The 18,741-nt window shown below is 45.9% G+C and carries 15 protein-coding genes and 1 riboswitch; of the genes, 4 read left to right on the forward strand and 11 right to left on the reverse strand.

What is annotated here, in order from left to right; translation table 11 throughout:
* Positions 1-369 precede the first annotated feature (369 nt).
* Positions 370-482, forward strand: a riboswitch (SAM riboswitch).
* A gap of 111 nt (positions 483-593) precedes the next feature.
* Positions 594-2,903, forward strand: a complete 2,310-nt coding sequence (metE, locus tag JOC27_RS11985) for a 5-methyltetrahydropteroyltriglutamate--homocysteine S-methyltransferase (RefSeq protein ID WP_205007532.1) — start codon at positions 594-596, stop codon at positions 2,901-2,903.
* Between the two features lie 306 nt (positions 2,904-3,209).
* Here metE and JOC27_RS11990 read toward each other — a convergent pair whose 3' ends face one another.
* The 3 genes from JOC27_RS11990 to JOC27_RS12000 all read right to left on the reverse strand — a co-directional run bounded on the left by JOC27_RS11990 (position 3,210) and on the right by JOC27_RS12000 (position 8,145).
* On the reverse strand, positions 3,210-4,787 hold the full coding sequence (locus tag JOC27_RS11990; protein ID WP_205007533.1) for a peptide chain release factor 3: 1,578 nt from the start codon (positions 4,785-4,787) through the stop codon (positions 3,210-3,212).
* A gap of 739 nt (positions 4,788-5,526) precedes the next feature.
* Positions 5,527-7,266 carry a phospho-sugar mutase gene (locus JOC27_RS11995; RefSeq protein ID WP_205007534.1) on the reverse strand — a complete coding sequence of 580 codons (1,740 nt, stop codon included), beginning with the start codon at positions 7,264-7,266 and terminating at the stop codon, positions 5,527-5,529.
* Positions 7,267-7,458: 192 nt separating this feature from the next.
* Positions 7,459-8,145: an HAD family hydrolase gene (locus JOC27_RS12000; RefSeq protein WP_239530300.1), complete on the reverse strand. Its 687-nt coding sequence runs from the start codon at positions 8,143-8,145 to the stop codon at positions 7,459-7,461.
* A 366-nt stretch (positions 8,146-8,511) separates the two neighbouring features.
* Between JOC27_RS12000 and yhbH the strand changes: the two genes are divergently transcribed.
* Positions 8,512-9,669, forward strand: coding sequence for a sporulation protein YhbH (gene yhbH / locus JOC27_RS12005; RefSeq protein WP_205007535.1), 1,158 nt, complete (start codon positions 8,512-8,514; stop codon positions 9,667-9,669).
* 191 nt (positions 9,670-9,860) lie between these two features.
* Here yhbH and lepB (JOC27_RS12010) read toward each other — a convergent pair whose 3' ends face one another.
* From lepB (JOC27_RS12010) to JOC27_RS12035, 6 genes are all read right to left on the reverse strand, one after another.
* Entirely contained in the window at positions 9,861-10,424 is a 564-nt protein-coding gene (gene lepB, locus JOC27_RS12010) for a signal peptidase I (RefSeq protein WP_205007536.1), read from the reverse strand.
* A gap of 241 nt (positions 10,425-10,665) precedes the next feature.
* Positions 10,666-11,238: a signal peptidase I gene (lepB, locus tag JOC27_RS12015; protein WP_205007537.1), complete on the reverse strand. Its 573-nt coding sequence runs from the start codon at positions 11,236-11,238 to the stop codon at positions 10,666-10,668.
* Between the two features lie 81 nt (positions 11,239-11,319).
* Complete coding sequence (locus tag JOC27_RS12020) at positions 11,320-13,215, reverse strand: PrkA family serine protein kinase (RefSeq protein WP_205007538.1); 1,896 nt, start codon at positions 13,213-13,215, stop codon at positions 11,320-11,322.
* 181 nt (positions 13,216-13,396) lie between these two features.
* Positions 13,397-13,870, reverse strand: coding sequence for a tRNA (uridine(34)/cytosine(34)/5-carboxymethylaminomethyluridine(34)-2'-O)-methyltransferase TrmL (gene trmL, locus JOC27_RS12025; RefSeq protein WP_205007539.1), 474 nt, complete (start codon positions 13,868-13,870; stop codon positions 13,397-13,399).
* Between the two features lie 233 nt (positions 13,871-14,103).
* The gene (locus JOC27_RS12030; RefSeq protein ID WP_338062812.1) at positions 14,104-15,006 is read right to left on the reverse strand and encodes an amidase domain-containing protein; all 903 of its coding nucleotides are present in this window, start codon (positions 15,004-15,006) and stop codon (positions 14,104-14,106) included.
* A gap of 312 nt (positions 15,007-15,318) precedes the next feature.
* Complete coding sequence (locus JOC27_RS12035) at positions 15,319-15,846, reverse strand: methylated-DNA--[protein]-cysteine S-methyltransferase (protein ID WP_239530301.1); 528 nt, start codon at positions 15,844-15,846, stop codon at positions 15,319-15,321.
* Between the two features lie 171 nt (positions 15,847-16,017).
* On the opposite strand from JOC27_RS12035, the gene JOC27_RS12040 reads away from it, so the two are divergent.
* On the forward strand, positions 16,018-16,686 hold the full coding sequence (locus tag JOC27_RS12040; protein ID WP_205007540.1) for a B3/B4 domain-containing protein: 669 nt from the start codon (positions 16,018-16,020) through the stop codon (positions 16,684-16,686).
* A gap of 81 nt (positions 16,687-16,767) precedes the next feature.
* Complete coding sequence (gene yvfG, locus JOC27_RS12045; RefSeq protein WP_205007541.1) at positions 16,768-17,007, forward strand: protein YvfG; 240 nt, start codon at positions 16,768-16,770, stop codon at positions 17,005-17,007.
* A 60-nt stretch (positions 17,008-17,067) separates the two neighbouring features.
* Here yvfG and JOC27_RS12050 read toward each other — a convergent pair whose 3' ends face one another.
* Both JOC27_RS12050 and JOC27_RS12055 read right to left on the reverse strand, forming a co-directional pair.
* Complete coding sequence (locus JOC27_RS12050; RefSeq protein WP_205007542.1) at positions 17,068-17,805, reverse strand: Crp/Fnr family transcriptional regulator; 738 nt, start codon at positions 17,803-17,805, stop codon at positions 17,068-17,070.
* A gap of 197 nt (positions 17,806-18,002) precedes the next feature.
* Positions 18,003-18,659 (reverse strand): methyl-accepting chemotaxis protein, encoded by a 657-nt coding sequence (locus JOC27_RS12055; protein ID WP_205007543.1) that lies wholly within the window; start codon positions 18,657-18,659, stop codon positions 18,003-18,005.
* Positions 18,660-18,741 lie beyond the last annotated feature (82 nt).

Consider the following 18,741-nt stretch of genomic DNA (forward strand, 5'->3'; position numbering starts at 1 on the left):
AGAATCTGCGGGGTCTCACTTGGATCGCTTTCCCCGCAGGCGTCTCGCGCCTTCGCTCCATTTTTTGTGCAAAATCTGATACATTCTTATCTTTTTAGATAAACTTGGCTACGCCATGTTTTTTTTTTTGCAAAAATTGCGCTTCGGTTGCTCGCTTGCCGCGGGTGCCGCGCGTCTCCTCAAACAGGCTAGAATCTGCGGGTCTCACTTGGATCGCTTTTCCCGCAGGCGTCTCGTGCCTTCGCTCTGTTTTTGTTCAAATTCTTATACATTCATATCCCTTGAATAAAGCTTTTTTCTCTGTCATAGCGAGCACCCTTGACTGCCCCATTGATTCATGTTAGAATTTTATAAAATTTAATGATTAGACTCTTATTACGAGTGGCGGAGGGACTGGCCCAATGAAGCCCGGCAACCTTTCAATTTGAAAAGGTGCTAATTCCAGCAAATTTCCGGCTGTCCGGATTTTTGAGAGATAAGAGATGCGAACGATCGTTCAAGCCTCTCTGTCTTTTCAGAGAGGCTTTTCTCATCCCCTCTCCTTTTTTCAGGCAGCAAACGGAGCAATGGAAGAAGACAGGAGGAATGTGTCAATGGCAAAAGTATTGAGTGCCAATCTCGGCTACCCAAGAATTGGTGAAAAAAGAGAATGGAAGAAAGCTCTGGAAGGTTTCTGGAACCACAAATTGACAGAAACTGAATTTCTTGAAACAACAAAACAACTACGTCTCTCCTATTTACAAAAGCAGAAAGATAGGGGGGTCGATTTAATTCCAGTCGGTGATTTCAGCTTTTATGACCACGTGCTCGATACGGCCGTTCTGTTTGGGTTGATCCCGGAACGCTTTAAGCAACATGACGACGCCGTAACGCTCGACACTTATTTTTCAATTGCCCGTGGAAATCAGAACGCGGAAGCCTCTGAGATGACCAAATGGTTCAATACCAATTACCATTACATCGTTCCTGAAATTAGCAACCAGACAAAACCCCGATTGACGACCAATCGTCTGCTTGATCTTTTTAATGAAGCCAAAGAAGCATTCGGTATTACGACAAAGCCAGTCATCGTCGGACCGATAACCCTGCTAAAACTATCAAAAGGCTATGACGCGACGCATTTTGACGCGTTGCTCCGCTCGCTTGTCCCGCTCTACAGTGAGGTCTTTACCCAATTAGCGGCTGCCGGTGCTGAATGGATTCAGGTCGATGAACCGATTCTTGTTCGCACGACAAACAATGACGATTTAAATATTTTCAAACAAGTCTATCAGCAGATTAAAGCCGCGGTGCCTGGATTAAAAATTCTTTTACAGACCTATTTTGAATCGGTGGACTGTTACGCTGACTTGATCAAACTGCCTGTCGATGGTTTTGGACTTGATTTTATTGACGGTGCAGCAGGCAATCTGGCTGCCCTCGAACAGTTCGGTTTTCCGAAAGATAAAGTGCTTGCCGCCGGACTTGTCGATGGCCGCAATATCTGGAAAACGAATTTGGCGGACACACTGAGCCAGGCTGAAAAATTACTAACTTTTACCGGCGGTCCAGAAAAACTTTGGATTACCCCTTCCTGTAGCCTGCTCCATGTCCCCGTGACGATTGAAAATGAAACAGCACTTGATCCGTTGCTGAAAGACGCACTCGCATTTGCCGATCAGAAATTATCCGAAATCGTAACCTTGACAAAAGGGCTAAACGAAGGACGGGCATCTGTTCAACCTGCTTTAGACGCAGCGCGGCAAAGTATTCAGCATCTGCAACAGTCTGAGCAACGTAATAATCGTGCGGTTGAAGCTGAATTGGCAGATCTCGATAAAGAACTGCCGAAACGGCCAAAAGATTACGCAGCGCGGCAAAAAATTCAGTCAGAAGTCTTCCATCTTCCGCTTTTGCCAACGACAACGATCGGCAGTTTTCCGCAGACAGCGGAAGTACGCCAGGCACGGCGTAAATGGCGCAAAGGCGAGTGGACGGATGCGCAGTATAACGATTTTATTAAAGAAGAGACGGAAAAATGGATTCGCATCCAGGAAGAGATTGGGCTTGATGTTCTGGTTCATGGCGAATTTGAGCGCAATGACATGGTCGAATATTTCGGCGAGAAGCTTGACGGCTTTGCTTTTACCCGTTTCGGATGGGTTCAGTCCTATGGATCCCGTTGCGTGAAACCGCCGCTGATCTATGGAGATGTTGCTTGGCAGACGGCGATTACAGTTGCCGAAAGTGCCTTCGCTCAATCGCTGACCCAATCACCGGTTAAGGGGATGCTGACTGGTCCAGTGACGATTTTCAATTGGTCATTTGTCCGTAACGATATCAGTCAAGCCGATGTATTCAATCAAATCGCACTCGCTCTAAAAAAAGAAATACAGGCTCTAGAAGAGGCGGGTATCCGCATGATACAAGTCGATGAACCAGCGCTGCGCGAGGGATTGCCACTCAAAGAGGAGAAAAAAGCAGCCTATCTTCATCGTTCCGTTTACGCGTTTCGCTTGGCCACATCGTTCGTGCGCAATGACACGCAGATCCATACGCATATGTGCTATTCTGAATTTGATGAAATCATCGATGCCATTGATGCATTGGACACGGATGTGATATCGATTGAAGCCGCCCGCAGCCATGGTGAAATCATCGCGACTTTTGAAAAGTTCGCCTATAAAAAAGGGATTGGACTTGGCGTTTATGACATTCATAGTCCACGTATTCCGAGCGTCGAGGAAATGCAATCCTATGCGGAACGCGCGTTGCAGGTGCTTGATCCGCACATTTTCTGGATCAATCCCGATTGCGGACTGAAAACTCGGAAGCCAGAAGAAACGATACCCGCCCTGAAACATATGGTCGTAGCCGCTCAGAATGTACGTGCGGAACTCCACCACACGATTCCGAACAACTAATGATTTTGTTTCCTTGGTAATCAGAAAAACTTGGCCTAGCAAAGTCCTTTTTTAAAAATTGCGCTTCAGCTGCTCGCTTGCCGCGGGAGCCGCGCGTCTCCTCAGACAGGCTAGGATCTGCGGGGGCTCACTTAGCTCGCTTTTCCCGCAAGGCGCCAGCGCACCTCGCTGCATTTTTGTGCAAAAATCTTTATACTTCTTATCTCTTAAAAAATCAGAGGCATCGCTCGTTTCGACGAGCGATGCCTCTATTTCTTTACATTATTCATTCACTTAATAGCACTGAGCAGATTAAATACAAGATTCTTACATATTGTGGCTAGAATCACGCAATTCGACTTCTGGATGCTTCTGCTGGAACCAGCGTAGCGAAAAATCATTTTCGAAGATAACGACAGGACGATCCTTGTAATCGGTCACAACGAGGTTACTCGAATTGCGGCGCATGGCTTCCGCGTCTTCAGTTTTGGCAATCCATTTCGCCACTTGATGCGGCATCCGTTCAATATCGAGATCGACGCCATATTCCGCCTGCATTCGATAAACAAAAACATCGAATTGCAGCGTGCCAACAACGCCTAAGATCGTTTCTTCATAAGGCGTTTTATAGACCTGAATGGCGCCTTCCTGCGCTAACTGGCTGACCCCTTTTAGGAAGTGTTTCTGCTTCATTGCATTCTTTGCCCGCACCTTGGCAAAATGTTCTGGAGAGAATTGCGGCAGCGCGCCAAAATTAAATGTATCCTTTGAATCGCAAACGGTATCGCCAATCTGATAGAAACCTGTGTCATATAATCCGACGATATCGCCTGGATAGGCTTCATCGATTAATTCCCGGCTGTCCGCGAAAAACTGCTGCGGTTGAGCAAGTTTCAATGGTTTACCCGTCCGATCAAGATAAACGGTCATCCCTTTTTCAAATTGACCCGAGCAGATTCTCAGGAAAGCAATCCGGTCGCGATGTGCCGGATTCATATTTGCCTGAATCTTAAAGACAAAACCCGAGAAGACTTGATCGGTCGGCTGAATTTCTCCCTTGCTCGATTCACGCGGCTGCGGGGCCGGCGCCATTTTCAAATAATGTTCGAGAAAAGTAGGCACACCAAAGCTGGAAACTGCGCTACCGAAAAATACCGGTGTCTGTTTGCCGTTTTTAACTGCCTCAGGATCGAACGTGCTCCCTGCTTCATCAAGTAGCATCAGATTTTCCTCAAGTTGACTCAAGGTATAGGCATCGACATTATCTTTCAGAATATCGGTGAGATCCTCCACCTCACTGAGCTGCTGCACCTGGCGTTCGCGTTTCTCATTATACCATTCAATCCTGTGGTCTTTCCGATCATAAACACCGCGGAACGATTGTCCCATACCGATCGGATAATTGATTGGGTACGACTCAATACCAAGCACATTTTCAATCTCTTCAAAAAGCTCGAGCGGTTCTTTGCCCTGCCGATCCAGTTTATTGATAAATGTGAAAATCGGAATACCGCGGTCGCGGCAGACTTTAAAAAGTTTGATTGTTTGCGGTTCGACGCCCTTTGCCGCATCAATAATCATCACAACACTGTCGACAGCCATCAATGTTCGATACGTATCTTCACTGAAGTCTTGGTGACCCGGTGTGTCCAAAATATTGATTTTATAATTGTCATATTCGAATTGCATCACACTGGACGTGACCGAAATACCGCGTTTCTTTTCGAGTTCCATCCAGTCCGATGTGGCAAATTTCTCTGCCTTACGCGATTTGACTGCGCCGGCTGTGCGGATTGCGCCACCAAGCACGAGTAATTTTTCTGTCAACGTTGTTTTTCCGGCATCCGGATGCGAAATGATCGCAAACGTACGCCGCCGATCAATTTCTTGTTCAAACGTACTCATTGTATCCTCCTAGCTATTCATTAGAAAAACTTAGCAAAGCCAATACCCTTGGATAAGGCTGAGTCTTAGTTTTTCTTATACTTCATTCCTCTAAAATCTAATCTGTTTTACAGCAAATGCACGCTGGCTGCTCGCTTGCCGCGGGCAGGACGGGAGCCTCCTCAGACAAGCTAGAATCTGCGGGGTCTCCCTTGTCCTGCTCTTCCCGCAGGCGTCTCGCGCCTTCGTTGCATTTTTTTACAAAATCTTATCCATTCTATTCTTCTTAGGAAAATGACCAAGCTAAGTTCTTTTTCGCAATAAATGCACGCTGGCTGCTCGCTTGCCGCGGGCAGGACGGGAGCCTCCTCAGACAAGCTAGAATCTGCGGGGTCTCCCTTGTCCTGCTCCTCCCGCAGGCGTCTCGCGCCTTCGTTGCATTTTTTCACAAAATCTTATCCATTCTATTCTTCTTAGGAAAATGACCAAGCTAAGTTCTTTTTTGCAATAAATGCACGCTTGCTGCTCGCTTACCGCGGGCGCCGATTTGGTTTTACAAAAGTCCTTTTTTCAAGAAACGCGCTTTGTTTTTCTCGACTTTCAATCGTTCTTAACGCAATAAAAAGGCATTCGCATGCCCTTTCCAGTAAACCACAGATTGCTGGAAAAAGCTATTCTTGCTTTTGCGAATGCCGTGCTTTATTCAATATTTGCTCGAGTCAATCGAACGCTTGAAGGATCAGCCCAATTACAAAATCATTCAATCAACGAGGCCGTGTACTTGTTTCATGACCGCTGCCTTTAAAACATCAAATTTCCCGTCGCGATCTTTTTCATCGGATCCCTTGACACCGAAATAGAATTTGATTTTCGGTTCCGTGCCTGACGGACGCAGGCAGAACCACGAGCCGTCTTCCAGTTTATACTTTAGAACATTCGATTTCGGCAAGGTGATAGCAGAAACGGTACCCGATTTAACCGTCGTTGTCTGCGAAAGTTCATAATCCTCAACGACAGCGACGCCAACACCATTGACTTCAGCAGGCGGATTATTTCTGAAATTGTCCATGATCGCTTCAATCTGCTTGGTGCCCTGAATGCCCTTCAGCGTCAACGATTCAAGTCCCTCTTTAAAGTAGCCATATTTCTTAAAGACAGCCTGCAGTCCGTCGTAGAAAGACTGTCCCTTTGCCTTATAATACGCAGCAACTTCAGCAGCAAAAACGGCGGCCTGAACGGCGTCCTTATCACGAACGAACGAACCGAGCAGATAGCCGTAGCTTTCTTCATAGCCGAACAGGAAAGTATGCGCGCCGCTCTCTTCAAATTCATGGATTTTTTCGCCGATAAATTTAAAACCTGTCAACGTATCAATCGTCGGGATATCGTATGCCGCAGCAATCGTACGCCCGATTTCTGAAGTCACAATGGTTTTGACAACAATGCCGTTTTCCGGAAGGGTACCTTGGGCTTTTTTCTGCGACAGCAGATAGTCAAGTAAAACTGCACCGGTTTGATTGCCAGTCAGAACGACATAATCGCCGGCATCATTCTTAACTGCTACGCCAAGCCGGTCAGAGTCCGGATCAGTACCGAGCAGAATATCGGCATCGAGACGTTTGCCGTATTCGATCGCAATTTTGAAAGCCGCGTGTTCTTCTGGGTTCGGCGACTTTACAGTTGAAAATTCAGGATCCGGATCCTTTTGTTCGCTCACAACCGTGACATTCTTAAAGCCCCAGTTTTTCAAGCCGTTAACGACCGGATGATAACTTGAGCCATGTAGCGGTGTGAAAACAATTTTCAGATCAGAACCAACTTTTTCAATGATCGCTGGATTCAGAGACAATTTCTTCAGGCTTTCCTGATAAGCCTTGTCAACAGTTTCACCGACCACTTCAAGTAGTCCATCTGCTTTCAATTGTGCTTCATCACCGACGCTGACAGTCAATTCATCTTCAACAGAAGCCACGAATTGAATCACTTCGTCAGCTTCTTTTGGCGGCAATTGTCCGCCCAAATCATTGTAAACCTTATAGCCGTTGTATTGCGGCGGATTGTGGCTGGCCGTAATGACAATGCCCGAAAATGCGTGAAGATAACGGACGGCGAAAGAGAGGACAGGCGTCGGCCTGAGGGAATCAAAAATATACGTTTTAATTCCATGCGCGCCAAGTGTTTTCGCCGCTTCAAGGGTAAACGCCGCGGAAAAATGGCGCGGATCGTGGGCAATGACTACCCCGCGCTGCACAGCATCACTGCCTGCGTTTACAATATAACGTGCCAGTCCTTCTGAAGCTTTGCGGATCGTATAAATATTCAGGCGGTTGGTTCCTGGCCCGATTTCTCCGCGCATGCCCCCTGTTCCGAATTCAAGATTCTTATAAAAACAATCTTCCAATTTGGCCGGATCAGACGCCATCTGTTCCAGCTGATCCCTCAGTTGCTGATCGAGATGCACATCTGAAATCCACTTCTTGTACACATCTTTCCAAGCCATTTTGTCCACCTCGTTTGTCAACTTGCTTACGTTTCTCAATAAATAACACAACCTATTATATAACAAAATACAAAAAAACGCTGTCATTCAGCGGTTTTTTGCACTATTTCTTTCACCCCTGAGGAAAGCGCTCGAAATCGTGTCAGATTCGTTCCAAGCATTCAGGAAAATGCTCAAAGCGAGGCCGTGCACTTATACACCAACGCCGAACTTTTTTTCTTCCGGTGTGAAATAATTGATTAGTTTATCAAGATTGACGTCTTTCAACGATTTGAAGCAACCATCAACATGGCCGAATGGCATTTGTTTTGTCACAGCATTCGGCACAACAATGCAAAACATTCCGGCGCGCTTGGCCGCGAGCGATCCATTAAATGAATCTTCGATGGCGATCGCTTCCCGCGGTTCAATATCGAGGCTTTCTAGCGTCTTCAGATAGAGATCAGGTGCTGGCTTGACTTTTTGCACATCATCCCATGATTTGATACTGAGAAAATAATCGGTAAGTCCCAGACGTTTCAAATGCTTACGCGGCCATTCCCCTCTTGAACTGGTCGCCAGCCCAATCTTCAAATCCCGTTCAACCGCCTGTTTGATCACCGATTTGACGCCAGGTAGCACTTCTTCCTGATCGACAAGTTTATTAAATAATTGATCTCTTTCTTCTTTAAATTCATTGCGATTAATGGTTGCCCCGCTCTCTTTCGCCAAATAACCGATTGAATCAAAACCATGTTGCGTACCAATCGCCTGGCTCCAAACACTCAGCGGCAACTCCACGCGATATTTATTAAACATCTTCTGCATGACAAGATACATGATGCGTTCGCTATCCAGAATCACTCCATCGAAATCGAAGATAATGGCTTTTATCATCATATAACAAACCCTTCTGCCTATTCTTAAAATATATTCTATCATGTAAATTTACTGTTGAAATAATTATCACAATATAGACTAATATTAATAAAATTTTATTTCATAACCCCCTATTTCAGCAACTCTTTTGCATCTGAGTTTTGCAAAACCGTGAAAAAATAGCGCGCACGCGCATAAACTAAATTAATAAACTTCTCATTCAATCGAAAGGGCCTGATCACTGTATCAACTATGAAGCACGAGCTTTATTTCAATCTCATGTTTAATCAAAATCAGCAAAGGCGCGCAGTAACGCTATCAAAATGAAAAGCAACAAAACAACGACTGACATTCACAAGTTTACCAAAAAAGGCAGGAGGGATTAACATGAAAAACTTTTTAATCTCTGAAGAACAATGGGATTTGCACCATAAAGGTGAACAAGATCAACGCCGCCATGCAGATAAGGTCAAAGAAGCCATAAAAAATAATCTTCCCGACCTAATCAGCAGCGAAAGCATTATCTTGTCGGACGGTCAAAAAACGACGCGAATCCCGATTCGTTCCCTGGACGAATATAAACTGCGCTACAATTTTGAGAAAACAAAACACGTCGGGCAGGGCGACGGCAACAGCAAAGTCGGTGATGTAATTGCCAAATCGCCTGGCAAACAGAGCGGGCAAGGTACGGGCAAAGGCCAAGGGGCAGGCGATAAACCGGGCATCGACTATTACGAAGCGGACGTATCCATTATGGAGATAGAAAATCTTTTTTTCAAAGAGTTGGAACTTCCCCACCTCAAGCGCAAACAAGAGCCTGATATTACGGTCAATAGTATTGATTATCGCGACATCCGCCGCAAAGGGCTGATGGGCAATATTGATAAGCGCCGTACGATCCTGTCCGCTATCAAGCGAAACGCTCGCGATGGAAAAACGCAGATCTATCCAATTCGCGAGGAGGATCTGCGTTTTAAAACATGGGAAACAATCATCAAGCCAGAAAGTCGCGCGGTCATACTCGCAATGATGGACACTAGCGGATCAATGGGCGTTTGGGAGAAATATATTGCCCGTAGTTTCTTTTTCTGGATGACTCGCTTCCTGCGTACCAAATATGAAAAAGTAAGCATTCAGTTTATTGCGCATCATACGGAAGCAACGGTCGTCAGTGAGGAAGACTTCTTTTCAAAGGGAGAAAGTGGCGGAACCATTTGTTCCTCAGCCTATATCAAAGCGCTCGAACTGATTGACGCCAAATACCCACCGTCAAAATACAATATTTATCCCTTTCATTTTTCGGACGGTGATAATCTATCCTCGGATAACCCCAAATGTAGTCGTCTCGTCAATGAAATCATGGAAATTACGGATTTCTTCGGCTACGGTGAAATCAATCCCTATCACCGCAGCAGTACATTGATGGGTGCTTATCGCGTAATTAAGAATGATGCCTTTCATTCCTTTATCCTCAAGCAAAAAAGCGATGTTTACCATGCGATGAAATATTTCTTTCAAAAAAAAGAGGAAACCGAGGTAATCTGAATAGGTTATCTGCAGAAAAACTTGGCTTCGCCAAGTCCTTTTTTTTGCAAAAATTGCGCTCCGGATGCTCGCTTGCCGCGGGCGCCGCGCGTCTCCTCAAATAAATTGAGACTTGCAAGGCGCAAGAAAAGGATGCCTCAATCACGATATTGAGACATCCTTTTATGATTTGCTAAATTCTTTCGTTTCCATCAATTCGTGATTCGACCGAATTGTTTCAGCGGCCAATAGCGCAGTTCCACTCGACCAATCACCCGTTTTTCGCTGACGAATGAAAAACGGCGACTGTCAACACTTTTCTGCCGATTGTCACCCATGACCCAAAGTTCACCTTTCGGCACCTTTGATACACCCGTGAGGCTTTTCAACGTGTAGTCCCAGGTCAGCTGCTGGCCCCCAAGCATTTGTCGTCTATAGGCGGCGAGATAAGGCTCAGCTATTGGTCGGTCATTAATATAGAGTTGGTCGCCCGTATAACGAATGGAGTCCCCTGGCAGCCCAATCACCCGTTTGACATAATCGACATTTTTTGTCGCCCGAAAGATAATCACATCAAAATGGTGCGGCTGTCCCAAGCGATAACTCATTTTATTCACAAGTAGGCGATCGCCGTTATTCAGTGACGGCTGCATCGAAGGACCATCCACAATATAGTTGCCAATAATAAAAATTCGTACAAGAATCACAACGAGAATAGCAATGCCGATGGCCCGAAACCAGGCAAATCCCTCATTCTTGATCTCTCGTTTGCGCATAGCAGCGACTCCCTGTACAAAATTTTCAGCACCATTTTCCACATATAATCTGATCTGAGCATAAAACCGGTTGTTCGAATCCGTGTCTTCTTTATATTAGAAAAACCGAGCAAAATTCGCAACGTACTAGAAAAAATAAACTTACCAAGTCTTTGGGACGTCGGCTGGGTTTTCGTTTTTCTGATACATGCTTAACGTACAAAAAAGCGCTTCATCCGGAAATACCGGCAGCGCTTCTCACTCAGCGGTTCAGAAACAACAACGGGATTGTGCCGAATTCATCGAACGGCCAATAGCGTAACTGGACTTTGCCAACCACTTTACGCTCATCGACGAAACCGAAATAGCGGCTATCCTCACTGTTGCGACGGTTATCCCCCATGACCCACAATTTCCCCTTAGGCACACGGTAGGTTCCCTCCATGCTTTTAAGACTGAAATTCTGGGTTAAATCGACACCTGCCGGCAATGCCGCCTTATTCTGTTTCAAATAAGGTTCAGCGACTTTCTTGCCATTAACGTATAACTGATCATTATGATACCGAATCGTATCGCCTGGCAAACCGATAATTCGTTTCACATAATCATCGGTCGGTGTCGCATGGAAAACGATGACGTCAAAACGATGCGGCTTGCTGAGACGATAGACAAATTGGTTGACAATCAAACGATTCCCGTCCTGAAGCGTCGATTGCATCGATTCGCCGCGGACGATATAGTTGCTGAACACGAAATGGCGAATGAGCAGGGCGACAATCACAGCGACCGCAATCGCCTTAATCCAGCCCCATGTTTCTTTCATAGCTTTATTCATTGGCTTCCTCCTGCCTGAAGCGGCTGCACACCGTATTCAGGAGGAACAAGGAAAAAACCAACACGTATCTCCTCTCTGAACTTAACGGTTAAGCAGACTGCCTACATATCTTAATAATTCGTTTGCCGACGTCGTGTTGTATCCGTACTCGTCAACAAGTCGGGCAATGACTTCATTGATCCTTTTCAATTGCGTCTCATCTGGCGTCTTGCTCGAGGTTGTAATTTTCACGACATCTTTCAGATCGGCGAACAGCTTTTTCTGAATCGCTTCCTGCAGCCGTTCATGAGACTTATAGTTGAACCGTCTGCCCTTTCGCGCATAGGCAGAGATACGAATCAGAATTTCTTCACGGAACGCTTTCTTGGCGTTTTCAGAAATGCCAATTTGCTCTTCAATTGATCGCATCAATTTCTCATCTGGATCAATCTCGTCGCCGGTAATCGGATCAAAGATTTTATTGCGATTGCAATAGGCTTCAACATTGTCTAGATAATTATCCATCAGCGTTTTCGCGGATTCTTCAAAAGAATAAACGAATGCTTTCTGAACTTCGCGTTTTGCAAGCTCATCATACTCGCGCCGGGCAGTGGCAATGAATTCGGTGTAACGTTCGCGATCTTCATCAGTAATCGATGGATGCTGGTCAAGTCCTTCTTTAATCGAACGTAGAATATCAAGCGCGTTGATTGACGGCACGCCTTTACGGATAATCGCTGAAGAAATCCGATTGATGACATAACGTGGATCAATCCCGCTCATGCCTTCATCAGAGAATTCATGCTGCAGTTCCTTAATATCCGCCGCATTGTAGCCTTCTACCATTTCACCGTCATAGAGCCGCATCTTCTTCACTAAATCGATGCCGCGTCCTTTGGATTCTTTCAAACGCGTCAGGATGGAAAAAATAGCCGCTGTCCGCAAAGCATGCGGCGCCACATGTACATCGGCCACGTCACTTTCGCTGATCAGTTTTTGGTAGATTTTCTCTTCTTCACCGACTTTCAGATTATAAGGGACCGGCATAACGATCATACGCGAATGTAGCGCTTCATTCTTTTTATTGCTAATAAATGTGCGATATTCGGTTTCATTGGTGTGCGCAACAATCAATTCATCGGCCGAAATCAGCGCAAAGCGACCGGCCTTGAAATTTCCTTCTTGGGTCAATGACAGGAGATGCCAGAGGAACTTTTCATCACATTTCAACATTTCTTGAAATTCCATCAGCCCGCGGTTTGCCTTGTTTAACTCGCCGTCAAAACGGTAGGCGCGCGGATCCGACTCGGAACCGAATTCAGCAATTGTTGAAAAATCAATACTTCCTGTCAGGTCAGCAATATCCTGGGACTTCGGGTCAGACGGACTGAATGTGCCGATACCGACACGTTTATCTTCAGACAAGAAAATACGCTCAACCGGCACATTTTCAATTTTCCCATCATAGTCCTTCTCCAAACGCATCGTATTGAGCGGCGAGAGATTTCCCTCAATCCGAATGCCCGTCTCTTCAAAGAAATCATCGCGCAGATGCGCCGGAATCAGGTGAAGTGGATCTTCATGCATCGGGCAGTCTTTTATGGCATAGATCGCACCATCATCTGTCCACGAGTATTTCTCAAGACCGCGTTTGAGCATCGTCACAATCGTCGATTTGCCACCGCTGACTGGCCCCATCAACAGCAGAATACGTTTCTTGACATCAAGCCGTTTCGCCGCCGGATGAAAATATTCCTCGACAAGGCGTTCAATCGCTTCATCCAGACCATAGATTTGCCCATCAAAGAAATGGTAGTGTTTATGTCCATCTTTCTCACTCACGCCCGCAGAAACGATCATCTGATAGACTCTGGAATGTGCAGATTGAGCAATCTGAGGATTTTTCTTCACTAATTCCAGATAGTCTGCAAAAGTGCCTTCCCACTTCAATTGATTCTCATAGTCGCGAAATTGTTTCAGCTTATTAAGAAAGTTCATCGTATCCCCCCCGAAAAAGATTACCCATGTACTTAAGTGTATGCGGACACTGGTTAATCTTTCATACAAACTCGGGAGGCGCTTGATTGTTTCCAATAAAAATAGGCTAGCAGTAGACTTTTTGCGCTTGAAAAAATCTTTTTTAATCAGGCGGGCATGAAGCCGCGTGGTAGCTTTGATCTTAGCTCAACGCTGGAAAATTCTGCTGCCGTAACGCTTCATAGACAATGATTGCCGCAGAGTTAGACAAATTGAGCGAACGGATTTTGTCCGTCATCGGTAGGCGAACGCAGCGGTCGCTATATGCCTCAATAAAATCCTTTGGCAGACCCGTCGTCTCGCGACCGAAAAAGAAATAATAATCTTTCGCCGGATCGCTGTAATCATACGCGTTATAGGGACGACTGCCGTCCGTCTCGACAAGATAGATTTCCCCACCGCTATTCTTGGCGAAGAAATCATCAAGATTATCATAATAATGAATATCGACTGAAGGCCAATAATCCAGTCCCGCCCGCTTCAATTGGCGGTCATCCGTTGAAAAGCCGAGCGGCCGAATCAGATGCAGCGAACTGTGCGTGCCCGCACACGTCCTTGCAATATTGCCTGTATTTGGCGGAATCAATGGTTGGTAAAGCACAACATGTATTCCCATAATCGCTTGTCACACCTCATATTTCTTGAATCATTAAAAATCCGTTTGGCCCATCGGCCGGTTTGGGATTTTCCCCGTGAAAAAAGAGCCATTTCCGGCTCTCAGTTGTTAAAAAACTTATACTATTATAACACACGGCAGAGCTAACTTTTTCTCATCCGCAACATTTTCCAAAATAGGAAACCGTGACTTCACGAATCGCTGAGTCCCTTCAATCATACGGCGTCATGCCGTCAAACTTGATCTTCAATATGAAAGAATTTATATTGAATCTTCTTTGTCCACGCCGGCGAATCTGCATAAGGCCATATCCGGCTTCGGCAATCATACGTATGGGCATTGACGAGTGGCTGCCCCTTCGGATCGAGCGCTGTCACAATCGTATTGTGATTCCAATTGCCGTCTCCTTCAAAATCATAGCAGATCAGATCGCCCGGTACGAGTTTGTCGGCACGATCTCGTTCTACAGCCCCGATGATATTGCCGCTTCGACTTAGATACCATCGCAGACTATTGGCAACCGCCCAGCTGAAGCTCCAATTGGTTTGCTGATGCCACCAACCACGGCCCCGGATCGGCGCGCCGAACATCGTGATGCCGCCCGCTTGCAGGCATTGTGAAATATAATTCGTGCAATCATTCTCGACGACAGGAAAAGCCGGATTGCGCCGATTCCACCAAAGCTCCGCATACCGGACAGCCTGCAGCCGATTGTAAATTCTGCCCTTTCCTTGGCGGCTGCTCTCCTCAGAACCATTCACTTTCTGAAGTGGCTGCAACACAGGCGTATCAAGGAGCATCTGCAAATGGTCAGATGCCACCCGATTCTTCCGAACAACTGCCTGTCTTTCTTCTAAACGCTCCTCAAGGTAGAACTGCTCATCCTGACTGATGAACCATTGACACAGCAGATGATAGTCAACGACCGTATCTTCCCTTTTCTCTTCAATTCGATCAACAGTCGCCTGAACAACCACTTTCTGTATTTGCGCGTCACGCGTGCGCAATTCTTCCTTCTTGCGCTGCATTGTCCCTTGCTCAGCAATCGCTAAATCAACATTCTGTCTGCCGCTGTCTTTAACCCACCAATCGCCCATTGTCCGCAGGTGTTCCTCAAATGCTTTTCGCCACTGCACCTGAATCCCCCGTTTCCGGTCATGTTATGCTAATTTATGCGGACATACAAGCGCTCATGACCCGAACAATCGACGAGCCTCACGGCAATTGAAAACAAATTGCTCAGCGTAATTTATTTACCAGCGGAAAACTATAATTCCAGTCAATTAAAAAGTTATCGATTTTGCAAAATTTGATTTGCCATATCACGCGTCTAGCCCTTTACTATGCCAAGTATCCAGATAAATTTGTACAGTGTTTGGTCTAACTTTCGCTCGGTTCGGTCTAACTTTCGCCCGATTGATCCAACTTTTTCCACGCAGTCCTTATTTTTAGCAAAGGGTGAGGTCCTGCGTCTCGATTTCAAGCAGCGCTTGCTTGATTTCCAGCCCACCGCCGTATCCGGTCAGTGTGCCATCTTTGCCAATCACGCGATGGCAGGGAATAATTAACGGCAATGGATTTTTGTTATTCGCTCCTCCGACGGCCCGAGAAGCGCCAGGCTTACCGATTTGCGCAGCTATGTCCGAATAGGTCCGCGTTTCACCGTAGGGAATCGTTTCGAGCGCTCTCCAGACCTTTTTCTGAAATTCCGTGCCGATTAAAAGAATAGGGCAGTCAAATGAATGACGCTTGCCAGCAAGATAATCGTCGATTTGTTGGTCAATCGCTGTGAATGCTGCATCATCTCGCAGCCACGAATCCGGCAGACCCGCTTTACCCGTCCACTTTTCAAAAATAGTTCGCGTTTCGGTCCAACTTCCAAAATCAATCCAGCACAGCCGGTTTTGAAACATAGCCAAACTGATTGGCCCTATTTTCGTAGTGGATTCATGAATATGTACGCCTTCACTTTGCAAATTTCTCACTCCTCTCATGAAATTTATTCTTCATTTTAAAGGATTTTTCAGCTAAAGAATAGAAAAAAGAAATAAAACAGAGTCACACACGTTCTTGCCACTTCGTTTTCTTTTTAGGTGCTAAGCGAATTATGATACACTGAAAATAGATGTCTATTGGAGGGACGAATCATGGTCACTGTTTCAATTTCCTCAAAGCTACACGATTCCATACCGGATTTTCGCGTTGGCGTCATCGTTTATCATCAGCTGACTGTTACGCAATTGCCGGCGATCATCGCGGAGAAACTGCCATTATACTATCAGAACATTCAGCTCTCCTTGGAAACGCAACCGATTGCTTCAATTCCCGGTGTTCATGAATGGCGCGCGCTTTTCAAAAAAGCAGGAAGCGACCCATCGCGCTACCGTCCCTCACAAGAAGCGCTGTTACGCAAAATTGCTCGTGACGGTGCCCCGCACTCGGTCAATTCCGCTGTCGATCTAAATAATTTTTTCAGCGTACAGCATAGCATTCCGATGGGTATCTATGATCTGGATACGTTAAAACCGCCCGTAATTGTGACAATTGGCAGCGTAGAGGACAGCTATAACGCCTTGAACGGACGGATCGTGAACATGGAAGATAAACTCACTACTATCGACCAGATCGGTGCATTCGGGAGTCCGATCGTTGATTCAAAAAGAAGTTGCATCACAACCGACGCGAAGAATGCGTTGCAAATCGTTTACCTGCGTCCTTCAATGAGTGAAGACGATGCCGCCCACATGCTTCAGAAGATTGCTGAGATGTTTGTCCAAGTACACGGCGGCGACAGCGACTGGTCCATTGTACGATAAAAAACAGAGAATGAAACAGGACTGATTCGAGCAAGCAACGAATAAAATAGACCGATAAAGAGAAGCAAGGAGTGATTGTATTTGGATTCCAATCTTTTCAGCATTGATTATTTCAAACAGGCACTGCGCCTGCAGATTAAAAAAAACGCGTCACAAATGACGCCGACACAGTCGATGAACAGTTATTACCATACGGTTGTTTCAGCAGTGATTCAGGATCGCATTAACAAGAACTTTGAATTAATCCGGCGCATTCGCAATCTTGACAGCGCCTACCGCGCGGTCAAGCAAGAGAATATGGAAATTGAAATTCAAAAATGAATCGAAGCAAGCTCTCGTAAAAAGAGCGTTTCCCACCACTTGGGAAACGCTCTTTTCCTTTTACAATCTGCAGACATTCAATGGGCAGCGGTCTTCACAATGACAGATAGCCTTAATATAGTCGATATTCTTAATCACAATCGCGCCGTGATAGTAGCCGATCGCACCGTCTGCTTTCCAGGCCTGCAACATTCGGTTGACTGTTTCACGTGTCGAGCCGATCAATTGTGCAAGATCGGAGTTGGTCAAATCAATCGAATAGTGAATTCCATCTTCTTCCTTTTTTCCATAACCATGAGCCATCCGTAGCAGCGTTGATGCCAGCGCGCCATTTTTACCGTAAAAAATCAAATCGCGCATCTTAACCTGTGTGTAACGTATCATCAAACCCGTCCAGCGCATAAAATCAAGCGCCATACTCGGATTGGCCATGAGCAGCGCATCGACATCTTTGTCACTTATCACACCGATGGTACAATCAGACAATGTCTCGGCTGTAAAAGTATATTCTTCGAATCCGAAGCATTCCAATTCACCGAACAAATCGTTCGGCGTGAAATAGTGCAACACGAGATCCTTGCCATCATAGGCAGATTTATACAATTTGACGCGGCCTTTTATTAAGTAATACAGTTTGTCCGCTTTGTCGCCTTCCCAGTACACACTGGCACCCTTTTTGAAAGTGACTATATTCATGACAGCTTTCAAAGCGTCCATATTCTGCATTGAAAACATATTGGTATTCATGATCTGTTTACGCTTTTCCTGCTGCTGTTTCAAATCCGTTACATTTTCCATGCTGATCACACCTTTATCAGTCAATGAAATTCATTATCTTCATTATACATGTTTTATCGTATTTTATTTGAATTTGTGTGACAAAAATCATACAAATACTGGCGACTCACATTATTTGAACGGGATCTACAGTTACGGATTTCAACCCACGTGAGAAAAAACAGGAAAAGTTTCGTTAAACCTAGTTCTTATTTGCATTAATTTATCCCGGCCGCTCGCTTGCCATAGGCGTATGTTCGTCTGTGTTGCATTTTCCGAAAAAAATTTACCTCTGCTCTGCTGATATCAAGCCCTACTCTGTCGATGGTCACGCCTACTCTGTCGATGTTTCGCCTTACTCTGTCGATGGTCACGCCTACTCTGTCGATGTTTCCGCCTACTCTGTCGATGTTCATGCCTACTCTGTCGATGTTACCGCCTACTCTGTCGATGTTTCCGCCTACTCTGTCGATGTTTCCGCCTACTCTGTCGATGTTTCGCCTTACTCTGTCGATGTTTCCGCCTACTCTGTCGATGTTTCCGCCTACTCTGTCGATGTTACCGTCTACTCTGTCGATGTTACCGCCTACTCTGTCGATGTTTCCGCCTACTCTGTCGATGTTTCCGCCTACTCTGTCGATGTTACCGCCTACTCTGTCGATGTTACCGCCTACTCTGTCGATGGTCACGCCTACTCTGTCGATGTTTCGCCTTACTCTGTCGATGGTCACGCCTACTCTGTCGATGGTCATGCCTACTCTGTCGATGTTACCGCCTACTCTGTCGATGTTCATGCCTACTCTGTCGATGTTTCGCCTTACTCTGTCGATGTTACCGCCTACTCTGTCGATGTTCCGCTCCTTGTTTTGCGTCAATACGCTCCGCTCGCTCGCTTGCCGCGGATAGGAGGCAAGCCGTCTCACAAACCCTAGATCGGCGAATCCCCGCGCTGCATAT

The organism is Sporolactobacillus spathodeae (assembly GCF_016908935.1).
GTDB classification, from domain to species: Bacteria; Bacillota; Bacilli; order Bacillales; family Sporolactobacillaceae; genus Sporolactobacillus; species Sporolactobacillus spathodeae.

Coding starts and splice junctions, on each gene's coding strand:
- metE (WP_205007532.1), top strand. CDS start 594: ATGGCAAAAGTATTGAGTGCCAATCTCGGCTACCCAAGAATTGGTGAA.
- JOC27_RS11990 (WP_205007533.1), bottom strand. CDS start 4,787: ATGAGTACGTTTGAACAAGAAATTGATCGGCGGCGTACGTTTGCGATC.
- JOC27_RS11995 (WP_205007534.1), bottom strand. CDS start 7,266: ATGGCTTGGAAAGATGTGTACAAGAAGTGGATTTCAGATGTGCATCTC.
- JOC27_RS12000 (WP_239530300.1), bottom strand. CDS start 8,145: ATGATGATAAAAGCCATTATCTTCGATTTCGATGGAGTGATTCTGGAT.
- yhbH (WP_205007535.1), top strand. CDS start 8,512: ATGAAAAACTTTTTAATCTCTGAAGAACAATGGGATTTGCACCATAAA.
- lepB (WP_205007536.1), bottom strand. CDS start 10,424: ATGCGCAAACGAGAGATCAAGAATGAGGGATTTGCCTGGTTTCGGGCC.
- lepB (WP_205007537.1), bottom strand. CDS start 11,238: ATGAATAAAGCTATGAAAGAAACATGGGGCTGGATTAAGGCGATTGCG.
- JOC27_RS12020 (WP_205007538.1), bottom strand. CDS start 13,215: ATGAACTTTCTTAATAAGCTGAAACAATTTCGCGACTATGAGAATCAA.
- trmL (WP_205007539.1), bottom strand. CDS start 13,870: ATGGGAATACATGTTGTGCTTTACCAACCATTGATTCCGCCAAATACA.
- JOC27_RS12040 (WP_205007540.1), top strand. CDS start 16,018: ATGGTCACTGTTTCAATTTCCTCAAAGCTACACGATTCCATACCGGAT.
- JOC27_RS12050 (WP_205007542.1), bottom strand. CDS start 17,805: ATGGAAAATGTAACGGATTTGAAACAGCAGCAGGAAAAGCGTAAACAG.